The sequence below is a fragment of the Roseofilum acuticapitatum BLCC-M154 genome (genome assembly GCF_030068475.1).
Lineage (GTDB): Bacteria > Cyanobacteriota > Cyanobacteriia > Cyanobacteriales > Desertifilaceae > Roseofilum > Roseofilum acuticapitatum.
In genome coordinates this window covers 1-14,963 of sequence record NZ_JAQOSP010000141.1, presented here as the reverse complement: position 1 = coordinate 14,963, position 14,963 = coordinate 1, and the positions used below count along the sequence as shown (strand labels likewise).

At 46.8% G+C, this 14,963-nt stretch carries 13 protein-coding genes; 5 read left to right on the top strand and 8 right to left on the bottom strand.

Going from position 1 to position 14,963, the window contains the following annotated elements; all coding sequences use genetic code 11:
- Window positions 1–23: 23 nt before the first annotated feature.
- From PMG71_RS21755 to PMG71_RS21735, 5 genes are all read right to left on the bottom strand, one after another.
- Window positions 24–500, bottom strand: coding sequence for a YqiA/YcfP family alpha/beta fold hydrolase (locus PMG71_RS21755; protein ID WP_283755831.1), 477 nt, complete (start codon window positions 498–500; stop codon window positions 24–26).
- A gap of 31 nt (window positions 501–531) precedes the next feature.
- The gene (locus PMG71_RS21750; protein ID WP_283755830.1) at window positions 532–1,707 is read right to left on the bottom strand and encodes an RNA-guided endonuclease InsQ/TnpB family protein; all 1,176 of its coding nucleotides are present in this window, start codon (window positions 1,705–1,707) and stop codon (window positions 532–534) included.
- Window positions 1,708–1,880: 173 nt separating this feature from the next.
- Window positions 1,881–2,429 carry a Spy/CpxP family protein refolding chaperone gene (locus PMG71_RS21745; RefSeq protein WP_430541024.1) on the bottom strand — a complete coding sequence of 183 codons (549 nt, stop codon included), beginning with the start codon at window positions 2,427–2,429 and terminating at the stop codon, window positions 1,881–1,883.
- 105 nt (window positions 2,430–2,534) lie between these two features.
- The gene (locus tag PMG71_RS21740) at window positions 2,535–2,939 is read right to left on the bottom strand and encodes a hypothetical protein (RefSeq protein ID WP_283755828.1); all 405 of its coding nucleotides are present in this window, start codon (window positions 2,937–2,939) and stop codon (window positions 2,535–2,537) included.
- Window positions 2,936–3,532 (bottom strand): sigma-70 family RNA polymerase sigma factor, encoded by a 597-nt coding sequence (locus tag PMG71_RS21735; protein ID WP_283755827.1) that lies wholly within the window; start codon window positions 3,530–3,532, stop codon window positions 2,936–2,938. The genes PMG71_RS21740 and PMG71_RS21735 overlap by 4 nt, the downstream gene beginning before the upstream one ends.
- Before the next feature lie 160 nt (window positions 3,533–3,692).
- Between PMG71_RS21735 and PMG71_RS21730 the strand changes: the two genes are divergently transcribed.
- Complete coding sequence (locus tag PMG71_RS21730) at window positions 3,693–4,916, top strand: ATP-grasp domain-containing protein (protein ID WP_283755826.1); 1,224 nt, start codon at window positions 3,693–3,695, stop codon at window positions 4,914–4,916.
- A 32-nt stretch (window positions 4,917–4,948) separates the two neighbouring features.
- The gene (locus PMG71_RS21725; protein WP_283755825.1) at window positions 4,949–5,899 is read left to right on the top strand and encodes a succinate--CoA ligase subunit alpha; all 951 of its coding nucleotides are present in this window, start codon (window positions 4,949–4,951) and stop codon (window positions 5,897–5,899) included.
- Between the two features lie 10 nt (window positions 5,900–5,909).
- Here the strand turns inward: PMG71_RS21725 and PMG71_RS21720 are convergent, their stop codons facing one another.
- Entirely contained in the window at window positions 5,910–7,529 is a 1,620-nt protein-coding gene (locus tag PMG71_RS21720) for a ShlB/FhaC/HecB family hemolysin secretion/activation protein (RefSeq protein WP_283755824.1), read from the bottom strand.
- Between the two features lie 183 nt (window positions 7,530–7,712).
- Between PMG71_RS21720 and PMG71_RS21715 the strand changes: the two genes are divergently transcribed.
- The 3 genes from PMG71_RS21715 to PMG71_RS21705 all read left to right on the top strand — a co-directional run bounded on the left by PMG71_RS21715 (window position 7,713) and on the right by PMG71_RS21705 (window position 11,758).
- Window positions 7,713–7,901, top strand: a complete 189-nt coding sequence (locus PMG71_RS21715; protein WP_283755823.1) for a DUF4089 domain-containing protein — start codon at window positions 7,713–7,715, stop codon at window positions 7,899–7,901.
- A complete protein-coding gene (locus tag PMG71_RS21710) occupies window positions 7,898–9,295 on the top strand; it encodes an AtzE family amidohydrolase (protein WP_283755822.1) in 1,398 nt (465 codons plus the stop codon). The genes PMG71_RS21715 and PMG71_RS21710 overlap by 4 nt, the downstream gene beginning before the upstream one ends.
- A 114-nt stretch (window positions 9,296–9,409) precedes the next feature.
- Window positions 9,410–11,758: a hybrid sensor histidine kinase/response regulator gene (locus PMG71_RS21705; RefSeq protein ID WP_283755821.1), complete on the top strand. Its 2,349-nt coding sequence runs from the start codon at window positions 9,410–9,412 to the stop codon at window positions 11,756–11,758.
- A gap of 37 nt (window positions 11,759–11,795) precedes the next feature.
- Here PMG71_RS21705 and PMG71_RS21700 read toward each other — a convergent pair whose 3' ends face one another.
- The gene (locus PMG71_RS21700) at window positions 11,796–13,298 is read right to left on the bottom strand and encodes a peptidoglycan-binding protein (protein ID WP_283755820.1); all 1,503 of its coding nucleotides are present in this window, start codon (window positions 13,296–13,298) and stop codon (window positions 11,796–11,798) included.
- A 216-nt stretch (window positions 13,299–13,514) separates the two neighbouring features.
- Window positions 13,515–14,528 (bottom strand): DMT family transporter, encoded by a 1,014-nt coding sequence (locus PMG71_RS21695; RefSeq protein ID WP_283755819.1) that lies wholly within the window; start codon window positions 14,526–14,528, stop codon window positions 13,515–13,517.
- Between the last annotated feature and the right edge of the window lie 435 nt (window positions 14,529–14,963).

The window sequence follows — 14,963 nt, the reverse complement described above, 5'->3', positions numbered from 1 at the left end:
AGCATATCAAATTTTGCTCCGGGTCAGACAGCAATTTCCGCTAAAAAATCTTGAATACCTAGGCAAATTTGGGGCACTCGATCGCCTAAACCATGATCGCTCTCTAATTCGATTAACTTGACCCAAGGTCGGCTCTGAGCATAGTCTCGACTCTGTTGAATGGGAATCACTTCATCGTTTAAGCCATGGAAAATTAGGGTGGGAATGGCACGGGTGAGCGCAGAAGATGGATATTGAAGCAAATCGGAGATGAAGCCGTAGTGTAGGGGGAGCGATCGCTTTTCTCCATAATGATAGACGGGCCAATAGCCTTGTTTTTGCCATTCTTGCCGGTCAGACTCGATAAATTGAGTCACCCAATAGCCATAAAATTCAAAGGCAGGAGCCAGTAAAACTAACCCCTGCACTTGAGGATAAAGTTGTCCTAACCAAGCCGCCGTTAATCCCCCAAAACTCGAACCGATGATATAAACTGGTGTTTCCGGGCACGGAATTGACACTCCCCGCACTGAAGTGACGGGGATTCCTGATTCAGCGAGACAACTTACCCAGCAGACTTGCATCTACTTGACAGAGGTCGTTCTCTCCACAGGCGTGAATTTGGGTATGCCCTACCCTATTTAGCCCACTAGCTAAGATATTTAGAGCCGCATTGTGGTCACGGTCTAGTACAGTACCACAATGCCCGCAGCAATGCGTTCTTTGACTCAATGTTTTGACAATTTGCTTACCGCAATTTGAACAATTCTGACTGGTATATTGGGGAGGCACTGCAATAGTCATCCTACCAAACACCTTGCCAAAATACTCAACCCATTGGCGAAACATTGACCAGCTTGCATCAGTGATTGACTTAGCCAGCTTGTGATTCTTAATCATATTCCGCACTTGCAAGTCTTCATAGGCAATCAGATCGTTAGATCGAACTACGCACCTTGCAGTCTTTACCGCAAAGTCTTTACGCTGCCTACTTATTTGCAAATGTTTTTTAGCTAACCGCTTAATGGCTTGGCGGCGATTAGCAGATCCCTTTTCCCTTTTAGAAACTTTACGCTGCAACTTTTTGAGTTGTAGCTCTGATTTTCTAAGGTATCTAGGATTCTCAATGACCTGACCTTTTGAATCCGTATAAAAATGATTAAGTCCAACGTCTAAACCAATCGTTGTATGTGTTGGCTCTATTTCTTCTTTACGCTCAATATCTACACAGAACTGAGCATAATACCCATCGGCACGGCGAATTAATCTGATGCGCTTAATTTTCTCAATGGGGTAGAAGTTTAGATCGCGACTGCCGACTAATTTTAATCTGCCAATCTTGAAGCCATCAGTCAAAGTTAAGTATTTCCGATCTTCACTCAGCTTCCATCCTGTTGTTTTATATTCAACTGAATGACCATGCTTCTTAAATTTCGGATACCCTTTCTTACCTGATACTTTCTTCTTGCAGTTATCCAAGAATCGACTAATCGCAGACCAGGCTCTTTCTGCACTGGCTTGCCTTGCTTGAGAATTGAGTTTCTTAGCAAAACTAAATTCTTTTGCCAAGAAAGGCATGTATTTGTTTAAGTCGTATTTATCTGTACCATAATTGTCCATCCAATATCTCAAAGCTTTATTACGACAAAACAGAGCAGTCCGGATCGCCTCTTCAATGAGGTTGTACTGCTCTGTTCTTCCTTTTAGTTTTGATTCGAGGACTAGCATGGTGACTTACGCATTATGCTGACTATTTTAGTACAAATTCTATTGATGGTGTAGAGAGAGAGAGAGAGAAGCTCTCTCTCTCTAATACAAAGCCGTCCTAGAAGGACGGGGTTTTAGACCCATTCTTCTGATAACTCACCTTCTATTCATTATTCAGGATTCAACCTCAATCCCTATCGATTTCCCCGACGATTCCCAGGGCCATTTTCTGAGCCAGAACCAAAGCGATCGCGTCTTTGATTCATCATCTCACCAAACTGTTGCCGTTGAGTATCATCCAGCACATTGCGAATTTCCATCATGCTCTCAAAATGAAGATTACCCATTTGTTGAGCCAACTGTTGCACCTGCTGATGTTGGGCGCGAATTTGGCTATCATTGGCATTTCCCGTCATTAACGTCCGCAACTGCTCGCGAGCTTGCTCCATCGCATTGCGATTTTGTTCAAATTGCGATTCATAGCGGTCTCGAATCGCTTGAATTTGCTGTTGCTGTTGTTCCGACAGATTCAAATTCTGCATCAATCCCCCCGGCCCGCGCTGACCTCCTCCACGCTGGCCTCCTCCCCGTTGACTCACCCTTATTCCTTGACTCTCCCCATTACTTTGCCCGTCTAACACGCTACGATCCCAGTTACCGGAATTGCCATTACTGCGAGCAGCAGCCACTTCCTGACCCAATCCCCGATTCTCCCAATTGCCACGGGGTTTAGCTTCCGCCATCCCCGCACCCAACATCAAAACACTTAAGGTAACCGCACAAACACGAGTGATAGACATAGGTTTAACCGACATCATCTTGAAAGACCTCTTCAATTGAATGAATAACTAATTGGTGGATGGGAAAGATTCCTGTAGAAACCAAGGATCTTCAACCCAGGCAGACTCTTGGTTAGAGGGACTCACCGTCCCCTCCCAAGTGGTTTGCAAAAATCGATCTAATGACGCTATTTCTTCTTCAGATAGGGGTTGGCTGGCCATTTGGGTAGACCAGCGAGCATATCCACCGATCCCCAAAATTAGACTAGCGGCGATCGCCCCGAAGAACCATACCTTTCTCCTTCTCTGACCCCTAGGACTTTCCGGATGAAGGCTCTGGATCTCTTGCAGAATCTGGTCTTCGAGTCCCTTAGCTTCCGGTGGAGGACAAGGCCGGTATTGATGTAGAAACTCTACTAGGCGATCGTCTTTTCCCGACTCACTCGATGAAGAGCAAGAATCGATTGGCTTCATAATTGCACTCCCTGTTCTTCCAAAAACTGACGCATGGCTGCTCGACCGTGAAATAACCTCGATTTCACCGTTCCCAAAGGGATCTCTAAAACCTGGGCAATTTCCTTTTGGGGCATATCTTCCAAATCATGCAAAACCACCACAGTGCGATGTTCCCAGCTCAAATGTTCTAGACCCCGACGCACCAAATCTTGGTAATGCAATTGCATTAAATCAGATGTGTCTTCAGACACAGATGGAAGATCCACCCTCAAGGACAATTGATGCTGTTGAGCTAATTGTCGCCGGCGATCGAAGGCTACATTACAAGTAATTCGGTAAAGCCAAGTGGAAAACTTGGCCGTTTTCCGAAACTTCGGTAGTCCTTTCCAAACCCGTAAAAAGACCTCCTGAACCCCATCATCTAGATAGGATGACCCACAGAGTTGATAGAGGGTAGAGCGCACTGGGGATTGATAACGGCGGTATAATAGGCGATAGCTCTGGGGATCTCCCTGAACACATCGACGAACTAATTCTGAATCATTTAATTGGGATTCAGAATCGCCATTGCTCTGATGAGAGTCCCAAACATGAGCTAGTCTAGCAGCCACGCAACCCGTTCCTCGTCATTAGTGATTTCTGTATGTTTAGACTATGGGGAGGGACAGAAGGTTCAATCGGGTCAGTGATAAACTGAAAATTCTAGAGATTTAAATTCTAGATAAAATCAAAGATTACGAAGCTACCATCTTGTCTAACCCCGAATTTTATATGGATTTATTAGAGTATCAGGCTAAGGAACTATTTGCCCAGATTGGTATTCCCATCTTGCCGTCTCAGTGCATCAACCATCCGGCAGACTTGAAGGGATTGAAGATTCCCTATCCCGTAGTCCTAAAATCCCAAGTGCGGGCTGGGGGTCGAGGTAAGGCTGGAGGGGTGAAATTTGCCGAAAATACGATTGATGCGGTGGCGGCAGCCCAAGCAATTGTGAATTTACCCATTATGGGTGATTATCCGGATGTGATTCTGGCTGAGGCTAAATATAATGCCGATCGCGAGTTGTATTTAGCAGTGGTTTTGGATACCCATGCGAGACGACCGGTACTATTAGGGTCGAATAAAGGAGGGGTCGATCTCGATGCGGTGATGGAACACATGCAAGTGGTGGTGGTGGATCGGAGCTTTTCACCCTTTTATGCTCGCCGCTTGGTGTTGAAGATGGGACTTCAAGGACGCTTAATTCAATCGGTGAGTCAGATTATTGAAAAAATGTATCGGTTATTTGTGGATAAAGACCTGGATGTGGTTGAGATTAATCCTTTGGGAGTGAGTCCAGATGGTAGTGTAATGGCTTTAGATGGTAAGGTAACGGTGAATGATGAAGCCTTAAGTCGCCATCCGGATGTGATGGAGCTATTGCATCAACATGCCCCCGGATCGGTTCATGCTCCTGGGTCGATATTCGACAATAATGGCGATCGCGCCAGGGATGAGTGGCATTATCGCCCCCAGAAACCCGATAGGGTTAAAGATTTGGACTTCCATCTCATGGATTTAGAGGGCACGATCGGTGTGTTATCGAATGGAACAGGACTGATGATGGCTACCCTGGATCTAATCTATAGTAGCGGTGGCAATCCAGCCCGGTGCTTGGAAATTGCCGGTGATTTTCAAGGGGGATGGTTGGCGGATCAATTCTGCGAGCGCATTGATCGGGGGTTGGAGTTGGTACTCGATCAAGATCCAGTGGAGGTTATACTGGTGAATTTGATGAGTGGCTTAACGCCGAGCGATCGCATTGCTGAGACGATTCTGAAAGTATTAGAACAGCGATCGAGATCGCCTGCCTATGACCCCATCCCCATTATCCTCAGATTGGTAGGAGATCCCTTGAGTCCGGCGATCGCCGAACGATTGGCTCAATTCCAAATCACCTGGATCGAAGACCTAGAAGCAGCGATTAAAGCGACTTTAGCTCCCAGTAAGCTGTAAGTATTCTGTAAAACTAAGTGCCAGAATGACCCATGAACTTTAGTCAGACTCAAAAAGTATTAGTCCAAGGAATTAACCAGGCTTTAGGACGAGTCCATGGCCGGTTGATGAAGGAGTATGGCACAAATGTGGTAGCCGGGGTGAGCGCAGGAGACGGCGGCCAAGACATTGAAGGGATTCCCACCTTTGATTTGGTGGAAGAGGCCGTGAGCCATATGGAGGGAATTGATACCTCGTTGATTTTTGTACCGCCCTATGAAATGCTGGATGCGTCTCTAGAGGCGATCGCCGCCGGAATTCGCAATCTGATTTTAATTCCCTCTGGAATGCCTCCCCTGGATATGGTGAAACTGCTGCGGAAAGCGGAAGTGACGGAAACCTTGGTCTTAGGGCCCAATTGTCCGGGGATTATTGTACCCGGTCAAGTCTTGTTAGGAACCCATCCGAGCCAATGCTATACTCCCGGCCGCATTGGTTTAATCAGTTGCGCGGATACTCTCACCTATCAGGTCGCTCTAGAGTTAAGTCAAGCCGGATTGGGTCAATCGATAGGAGTGGGTTTAGGCCGGGAAACTATTTTAGGATCTTCTTTTGCCCAATGGTTACAAATATTAGAAGAAGACGAGCAGACCGATGCGATCGTTTTGGTGGGTGAGATTGATGGACTAGGGGGAGAAGAACAAGCAGCCCAATATATTACAGAAGCCATTGATAAACCGGTAGTCGCCTATTTAGCGGGTCAACGGGCCCCCCAACCCCGTCGTAAGGGCCATGCTGCCACCTTAATTGCTTCCCGGTTATTGGTGAGGGAGACGAAAGCAGGACGGGGTTCGATGGTGAGTACAGATATGGGCGATCGCAAGTTAGAAGCCTTTCAAGCCGGTAAAATTCCCGTAGCCGAGAAACCGAGCGATATTCCTAAGTTGCTTAAAAATCAATTAAAACCCACTTCATCAACTAGAGGACGCAGAACTCAAAAGTAACGATTGGGCATCAAAAAGGCTGATACAAAATAAAGAAAGAAAACCCATGTTCTTGCCAAGTTCTTCGATCCACTGGACTATCGGTTAACGCCATTCCCCACTGTACTCCAGCAGTAAAATTGTCTTGTTGCCAGAGCAATCCTATTCCTAGGGAAGATAACTGTTGGTTATCCCTACCAGAGAGATTCCAACCGATGCCATAATCAAAAAAAGGAGTCAATTGGATTTGGCTATCCCACTGGGGAATTTTAAATAGGGGAAAGCGCAATTCTAAGGCAGAAAACCAACCACTATCGGTTAATATGCCATCTTGACGATAGCCGCGCACTGTATCTAATCCCCCTAAGCGAAAGGCTTCTAGAGGGAGTAAGGGGTTAGTTGCCAGTTGTAAATGACTGCGCCAGAGTAAGAGGTTTTCTTCACCCCAGAGTTTAGACCATTGTCCTTGTAAGTGCCAGGCAAAAAAATGATTATCGGGAAGGGGATCGGGGTTTTCAGTCACTCCGAAAAGATTGATGCCGAAACTGAATTGAGAGCGCAAAAATAAAACTTCTGTGGGATTGCGTTTTGTCCATTCTTGGAAGAAACGTAAGGCGGTTACTTTGGTGTGTCCTCGATCGTCTGCACCTAAAGCAAGGGGAAAGGCTCGATCCTCTAAAAAAGTTTCACTTTCTTGGCGTGATAATGTCACTCCGATCGCCAACTCTTCCGTAGGATTTTGTAAAATCGGTTGCCGGAAAGCGAGTTCATAATAGCGCGATGCCGTTTCTACATCTAGGGGATTCAATGGCTCTTCAATCATCTCGCTGCTTGTCCTACCATAGGCCAGTTCTAGGGTTCCATTGCGCGGATTAAGGGGAAAAGTATAGCCAACCTCAACGCTGTGACTGCCGTCAGTCTGGTAATAATCGAAATTGAGGCGATCGCCCCATCCCAACAGATTGCCCTCCGTCAGTCCGAATCCTCGGCGAAAACTGCCCACACTAGGTAAACCAGCATTATCAGCCACAATCCGTCCTTGTAAGGAATCCGCTTCCCTAATCTTAACCCTGAGCCGACTTAACCCCGGTTGGGCGCTGGTGGATAACTCACTCGATAGACGCTCAATCAGGGGATTGACTTGCAGCAGTTGCAATCCTTGTAATAAACGATTCACATTAAAAGGCTTTTGAGTGGCTAAACGCAGACGCTCTTCAATATATGCAGTGCGTAACAGTCGGTTTCCCGTCACTTCAATCTCCTCGATTCCCCCTTCTATCACTTGAAGGATAACCCCCCCTCCTTGCAGTTCTTGGGGGGGAATAAATGCTCCAGAATTGATATAGCCGCGATCGTGATAGGCTTGGGTAATCTCGTAGCTCACTTGGAATAACTCGGCTAAGGACAGGGGACGGTTGGTGAAAGGAGCAGTGAGAGTGGCTAATTCTTCAGCACTCAATACCGTACTTCCGATGACCTCAAATTGCTCAACTGTAATCTGGGTGGGCAGATCGCTAGACTCCGCTAAGGGAAGAGGAGGCGCTGATTCTTGGGCCTCGATCGCCCCGTGATGGATGCCCAAAGAGCATAAACCCCCAGAGAGCGCTACTAAAATCCATGAAGAAACCTTAAACCCCTGTCGCCAAACCATACCAGAATGAGGAAAATAGAAGCAGAGACACAACACTAGGGAGAGACCTGGTGGAATGGGTGACGGTTAACTCTCAATCGTCAACTATCCACGCTTTGACTATCCACTGTCAACTCTAGACGATCGCGTTCATGCCTTATGGTAAATTGCTACAAGTATGGGAGGCTTTGGTAAACCGATTCTATGAATACTCAAGACCCCAATCCAGAAACCTTTGTGGTACAAATGGCATCCCTGCTCGATTTGCCGCCAGAATGGGCGAATCAACCCGGCACGATCGAAAATATGACTCGGTTGATGGCGATCGCCCAATCCCTAAACCAATTTCCTTTGCCTGAAGATCTTGAAGTTGCTCCCATTTTTAAGCCATGACCTTGGATCTTGATTATCTCGATGCAGTTGCGATCGCCCGTGGAGTACGCAACCAACAATATCGTGCCCAGGAGATTCTAGAAGCGACCTTAAACCGTATCGATCTCTATAATCCAGCTCTCAACTGTTTTACCACCCTATTGGCAGAGGAAGCCCTGGACAAGGCCAAAGCCATGGATCGAGGCTTGGAGCGGGGAGACAGACCAGGGGCCCTAGCGGGGGTTCCCTTTGCGGTGAAGAATTTGTTTGATATTGCTGGAGTCACCACGGTTGCCGGTTCTAAAATCCATCGCTCCCATGCTCCTGCTCTCTCAGATGCCACGGCGATCGCCCGTTTGCAAAGAGCGGGGGCTATCCTTATGGGAGCCTTGAATATGGATGAGTATGCCTATGGGTTTGTCACCGAAAATGCCCATTATGGCCCCACCCATAACCCCCATGACCTGACCCGAATAGCTGGAGGCTCATCGGGAGGTTCAGCAGCCTGCGTTGCTGGCGGTTTAGTGCCCTTTAGTTTAGGCTCAGATACCAATGGTTCGATCCGGGTTCCGGCGGCGTTGTGCGGCGTTTATGGCTTCAAACCGACCTATGGCCGTCTCTCCCGTGCTGGTGTAAAGTTGTTTTCCAGTAGCTTGGATCATATTGGCCCCTTTGGGCGTTCCGTTCGGGACATCACAACGTTGTTTGATATTTTGCAAGGGGAAGATCCTCTCGATCCGGTCTGTTGCACCCTGCCCCCTGAACCTTGTTTACCCCAACTGCATCAAAAAATCGAATCTTTACGAATCGCGATCGCCGATGATTATTTTACTCAGGGGGGAGAACCAGAGGTGTTTGAAGCCTTGGAAAAGGTCGCCCAGGTGCTAGGTGTAACCCAGAGGGTGAGCTTACCGGAAGTGGAGCGAGCAAGAGAAGCCGCTTATTTAATTACCGCTAGTGAAGGGGCGAATCTGCATTTGTCCGACTTGAAACGCTCTCCCCAGGATTTCGATCCGGCGACGCGCGATCGCTTTTTGGCAGGGGCCATGATTCCGGTACAATGGTATTTAAATGCACAGCGTTTTCGACGCTGGTATCGCGATCGCATCCGGGAAGTCTTTCGGGAAGTCGATGTTATTCTTGCCCCCACTACTCCCTGTCTGGCTACCCCCATCGGTCAAACTACCCTAAATATTGAGGGAGAAGACATCCTGCTGCGTCCCAATTTGGGTCGCTATACTCAACCCCTCTCCTTCATTGGATTACCCGTCTTATCCGTTCCCATCCATCGACCCCATAAACTCCCTGTAGGGGTACAAATTATGGCCGCTCCCTACAATGAGGCGCTCATTTTGCGCGTGGCTGCTGTTCTAGAAGCTCAAGGGGTAATCTGTGCCTCCGTAGCCTCTAGATAACCTAAACCTTAAGGATGTCCTCAGTTTCTGCCAACCTGAAAAAAGGAGTTTCTACAGTAGACAAATGGGGGATTAGGATATAAAAACTACCATAAAATCCTGTTTTTAATATCTATGACCTTATTCGCAAAACCCTTTTATCAGAGAAAATCCCTGAGAACGGTTTTAATTCTTCCCTTTGTGATGCAAATTTCTGCCTCAGTGATCTTAACGGGTTGGTTGTCGATTCGCAACGGACAACAAGCTGTTAATCAGCTTGCTCTGGAACTGAGGGAAGAAATAGTGACTAGAGTACAGCTTTATTTAGATCGGTATTTAGAAACCCCCCATCTAATCAATCAACTGAATCTTGAAAATTCCACACAGGGTAACTTTAACCTTCTGGATGCCGCTAGTCGAGAACAGCAATTTTGGAAACAGCTCAAAATTTTTCCGAGTATTGGCAATATTGCCTTTGGTAGCCATAATGGGGACTTCACTGCCATTGAATATACTAGCGATCGCTCCGATATTATCCTACAAGTCTCTGATGCCTCCACCAACTACCAAATGACCACCTATAGTTTAGATGAAAATGGCGATCGCACCGGTATTATTGCTGTCCAACCCGCCTTTGACCCTCGAACCCGGAACTGGTACAAAAATACTCTGTTACAAAATGCACAATCTTGGAACCCTATTTTTAGCTTTTTTTCTGATGATAACCTTTTAGTTTTACCAACAAGTATCTCCGTTTATGGCGAACAAGGAGAACTTTTGGGAGTCTTAACCGTTCGTCTGTATCTCTCTCAAATTAACGACTTTTTATCCAGCTTAAAAATTGGCAAGACTGGGCAAATTTTCATCATGGAACGGGATGGCACGCTCGTGGCCAATTCTACCCTCACCCCCGTCACCCTAAACACCATAAAAGGGGTGCAACGAGTCAAAGCCGAAAATGCCGAAAATGCTCTAATTCGCCTAGCCGCTCAAACTCTAAAACAAAAATATACAACTTTAGCAGCGATTCATACAGTAGAGCAACTCGATTTTAATCTAGATGGCGATCGCCAATTTGTTGAGGTTATTCCCTACAGTGACAAACGAGGATTAGATTGGTTAGTGGTGATTGCCGTCCCAGAATCCGATTTTATGGAACAAATTAATACGAATACTCAGATTACCATCATCATGTGTATTGGGGCTTTAATCTTGTCCATACTCTTAGGGATTATCATGGCTGAATGGGTCATAAAACCTATTATTAGTATCAATCAAGCTGCTAAAGATATTGCCACCGGAAAATGGGAGAGCCGGATTGATATTAATCGTAACGATGAAGTTGGTCAACTGGCTCAGTCCTTCACCAATATGGCAGAACAACTGCAAAATATTTTTTTAACTTTAGAACAAAAAGTTGAAGAGCGAACCGCAGAATTACAGGAATCTAACCAACAATTAGCTAGGGCAAAACAGCAAGCAGAAGTTGCGAATCAAGCCAAGAGCGATTTTTTAGCCAGCATGAGTCATGAACTGCGAACCCCCCTCAATGGCATCCTGGGCTATGCCCAACTCTTGCAGCGCAGCTCCACATTAGGCGATCGAGAACAGCATAGAGTTAATATTATTTATCAATCTGGATCTCATTTACTGACCTTGATTAATGAGATTTTAGATTTATCCAAAATCGAGGCAGGCAAATTAGAATTAGTTCCTGCTCCTGTCTGTTTGCCCTATGTCTTGCAAAGTGTGGTAGAAATTTGTAGAATTCGTGCCCAAGAAAAGAACATTCAGTTCATTTATCAGCCTGGCAACCAATTACCTGAACGGGTTGAAGTCGATGAAAAAAGGTTGCGACAAGTTTTAATTAATTTATTGGCTAATGCCATTAAGTTTACAGATCATGGTTCGGTGATATTAAGGGTAAATGTACTGGAATTATCACAAACCAATGCTTCCATTCTCTTTCAAGTGATGGATACCGGAAGGGGTATTGCTCTAGAAGACCAGCAGAAACTTTTTGAAGCCTTTGAACAAGTGGGAGATCTGGGTCAACAAGCTCAAGGAACCGGTCTGGGATTAACCATTTCCCAACGCATTGTGCAACTGATGGGGGGGACTCTTGAGGTTAAAAGCCAACTGGGTGAAGGGAGCGAATTTTTCTTTACTCTTCATATTCCCTTAGCTCACAATGAATTGCCCCAGGGCAAAACTATAAATTTAAAATGGCTGTATGAGACTCCAGAATACCCAGGCAAGAGAGAAGAAACCCTAGAAAAAAAAGCCCCTGATTTTATATATTTACCTCCCCATCAAGACCTTGAAGAATTATTAAAACTTACCCAAGAAGCCGATACTATTGCTATTCGAGAAAAAATAGCTACTTGGGAAGGAAATTATTCAGAGTTTTCTGAATTCATTCTTCAACTCGCCCATGAATTTAAAGTGGAAGAAATTGAAGTTTTATTAGAACACTATTTATAGAGAGTTAGGTTGGTAATGGGGATGGGTAAGGACGTTCTTAATCCTCATCATCTAAAAAGTCATCGGATGAATCAGAAGAGCGTTTCTCTTTCAGTTTTACTCGATTGGACATGGCACTAATACGTCGTAATTGCAGCACTGCCCACTCTGCCACTTCTTGCACTTCTTCATCAGGATCGTCAACTGCATGACACATCATATGGCTGACTGTGGCAATCAGTTCATACATGCGAGTAAAATCTCGAATCGCATTTTTTCTCACTTCGGGATTCTCATCCTGCAAAGATAAGGATAGGGCGCGATTCATGGGCTTAATGGTTTTTATGCCAATTTCCGATAGGGCAGATAAAATTAGGGTGCGCTGTCCTGAATCCGAATCAAAGAGTAAATTAAGTAAGGGTTGCACGGCTAGAGAGTTACCCCGTTGTCCCAATTCCCAAATGGCTTGGCGGCGTTTTTGGGGATCGATATTTTCTAAGTCTTTAATTAAATCCTCAACTAGGGTGAGTTTGGGTAACCGGGTGGTTTCATTAATGGGCAAAATCTGATGATTTTCTTCGGATTCTTGGGGTGATTCTTCTGGAGGTGGATCTTCTTTTTTCAGTTCTGGATGGCTTGGTTGTCCTGGGAGGATTGGCTCAAGTTCCTCTTCCGATAAGCTTTGTGATTCTGTTTCTCGATCGCCAGGATCGGATTTCCCATTACGGAGTTTTTCTAGAGTGGCTTGTGCAAGGGAAGGCATGAGTTCAGGTGATGAGGTATCTGGATCGTCTTCTTCGTCTTCAAATTCGTCTTCTTCATCTCCTCGGTTGAGTAGCTTAAGCAGGATAAAAATCGTTCCCCCTAAAACGGTTAAACCGCCTAAACCCATGATGACCCAACCGAGTATCCCTTGTTTCTTGGAGGGTTTTTTATTGTTTCGGGGTTTGCTTTCTTCGGTGGGGGTTTCCTGGGGAGTTTGGGTAAGGAGGGCGGAGTCTAGGCTATCCCAAGTATTTTGACCCACTTGCCCATCGGGAGTTAAGCCTTGGGCGTTTTGGAAGGCGATCGCCGCTTCCTGGGTAGTTTGGGCAAAAATACCATCGACTTCCCCTTGAAAATAGCCTAGGGTTTTGAGCTGTTGCTGAAGTTGGCTTACGGCTTCTCCTTGAGCGCCTAGGGAAAGAAAGGGCCTGGGGGTACGGCTTTTTTCGGCTTCTTCTAAGGCAATTTGACTATTGTTGCGATAAAAGTAAATCCGATCTTGGGCTTTGGTATAACAGTCATCTTCTGGCGGCACTTGAGTCATGAAGTCGGCTGCTTGTTGCCATTGCTGGGAAATCTGAGTCCATTGGCCGGCTGTGGTGGCACTTTTTCCGGCTTGATTGGCTTTTTGGGCTAAGTCTAGACCCTGGGCGCAGGCATTTTCGGAGGCTTGGGCGAGGAGAAAAGAGGGGTTTTCAGGGTGAGGGAGGGGAAGGCGGGCGATCGCCGTCCCAGAACTGATGATTCCTAGACTGGCAAGGGTACTAAAAATGCATAGGGGGAGGCGATAGGACATTAGGGTAAGCCGTTGCCGGAAAAGCGAGTTGATGGATCGGGATCTATGAGTCTGTGATACCTTGGATTGCTCTGGGTGGCAAGCCTACTTACCCTATTTTACGAGCTATGCTCTGGTAAGGGGGGCTTCAGCAGATGCTCGGAAGGGGTTGAGCAATTTTGTAGGTATGGATATGGAGGATTCTAGGAAGATTTTACCATAGGCTAAGACCAAGGTTTATGGGTTATGTTTGTCAATTTCGACTCTCTGTTGAGCGAGGGAGGAATCCGGGTTCGGGGAAAATTTAAGGTTAAATTTGGCCGCTAAGGTTTCCCGTTGGTTGACGAGGTAGATGCTGATCAGGGTTAATCCTACACCTAGCCATTGTAGGGGACTGAGGACTTCTTCGAGGATCAGATTACCAAAGAAGAGGGCAAAGACGGGGGTGAGGAAGGTGAGGGAACTGAGGCTGGTGAGGTTGCCGGAGGAGGCGAAGTAGAAAAAGAGGCCGTAGGCGATCGCACTGCCAAAGGTGGTTGAGTAGGCGATCGCCAGCCAATCCGTGAGCAACAGATGATCCCACTGATGGCTTTCCCAAAGTCCAGAGCCGAGCATCAGGGGCAGTCCACCCAGGATCATATGCCAACCGGTAGCCATCACCGGATCGGCATGACGGCTCACATAGCGGATCAGAATCGTTCCTATCGCCATGGAGAGGGCGGCAAAGAGCATTAAGCCTTGTCCGTTCTGGAAAATCTGGCCGATCTGGATCTCCTCTAGAGGGAAGCCGCCTAAAATCCATTCATCGGGTAAGCCGATCAGACTGATACCACTAACTCCCAAGATTAAGCCCAATGCCCCCCACCAACCAATAGTTTCCCCGAATAACCAGGCAGCCATCAGTGCGACGGCTAGGGGTTGGGAGTCAATCATCACGGAGCCGAGTCCAGCATTGGTTCTGACTAATCCTTGGGCGAGAAAGCCCTGGAAGAGGGTTCCATCGATCAGGGCGAAGAGGCTAATCCATAACCAGGCTTTGATGCCTTGGGGTTGGGGACGTTGGGTGAGCCAACCGGTGAGCAGGATTAACAGTCCGGCAGGAACGAGGCGCAGGGTAGCCACGAAGAAGGGGGTGGTGTGGGGGAGGGAACCTTTCATGGCAACCATGGCGGTTCCCCAAAAGAAGAAGGGGGAGATGAGCAGTAGGGAGAAGAGCCAAGGGGATTGAGAGTTGAGGGATTTTAGATGCATGTTTCCAGAGTTGAGGGTGACAGGCGAAGATCTGCCCTCTCCCTGAATCCCTCTCCCACGGGAGAAGGGGCTGGGGGATGAGGACAACGGTTAAGATCTGCCCTCTCCCTAAATCCCTCTCCCACGGGAGATGGACTTTTGCTCCCCTTCTCCTGGGGGAGAAGGGGCTGGGGGATGAGGGAACTTGGCAAATCGTTAAGAGACATTTTGACACTCCACTGCCTAAAGGCGAGTGGATTCTTGGTTCAATGAGTCCACTTACTCTAGATTCCTTGCGGCTACTGGGTTTTTAACGCGGTTGATTACCCTATCCGCTATACTCTAATTATACACATTATTAGAGATTATGGCAAGAACAAAACGACTGCAACTTTTATTGTCTGAAACCGAGTATGAGACACTTAAACTTTATGCCAAAGCCAAGCAAGTTCCCAT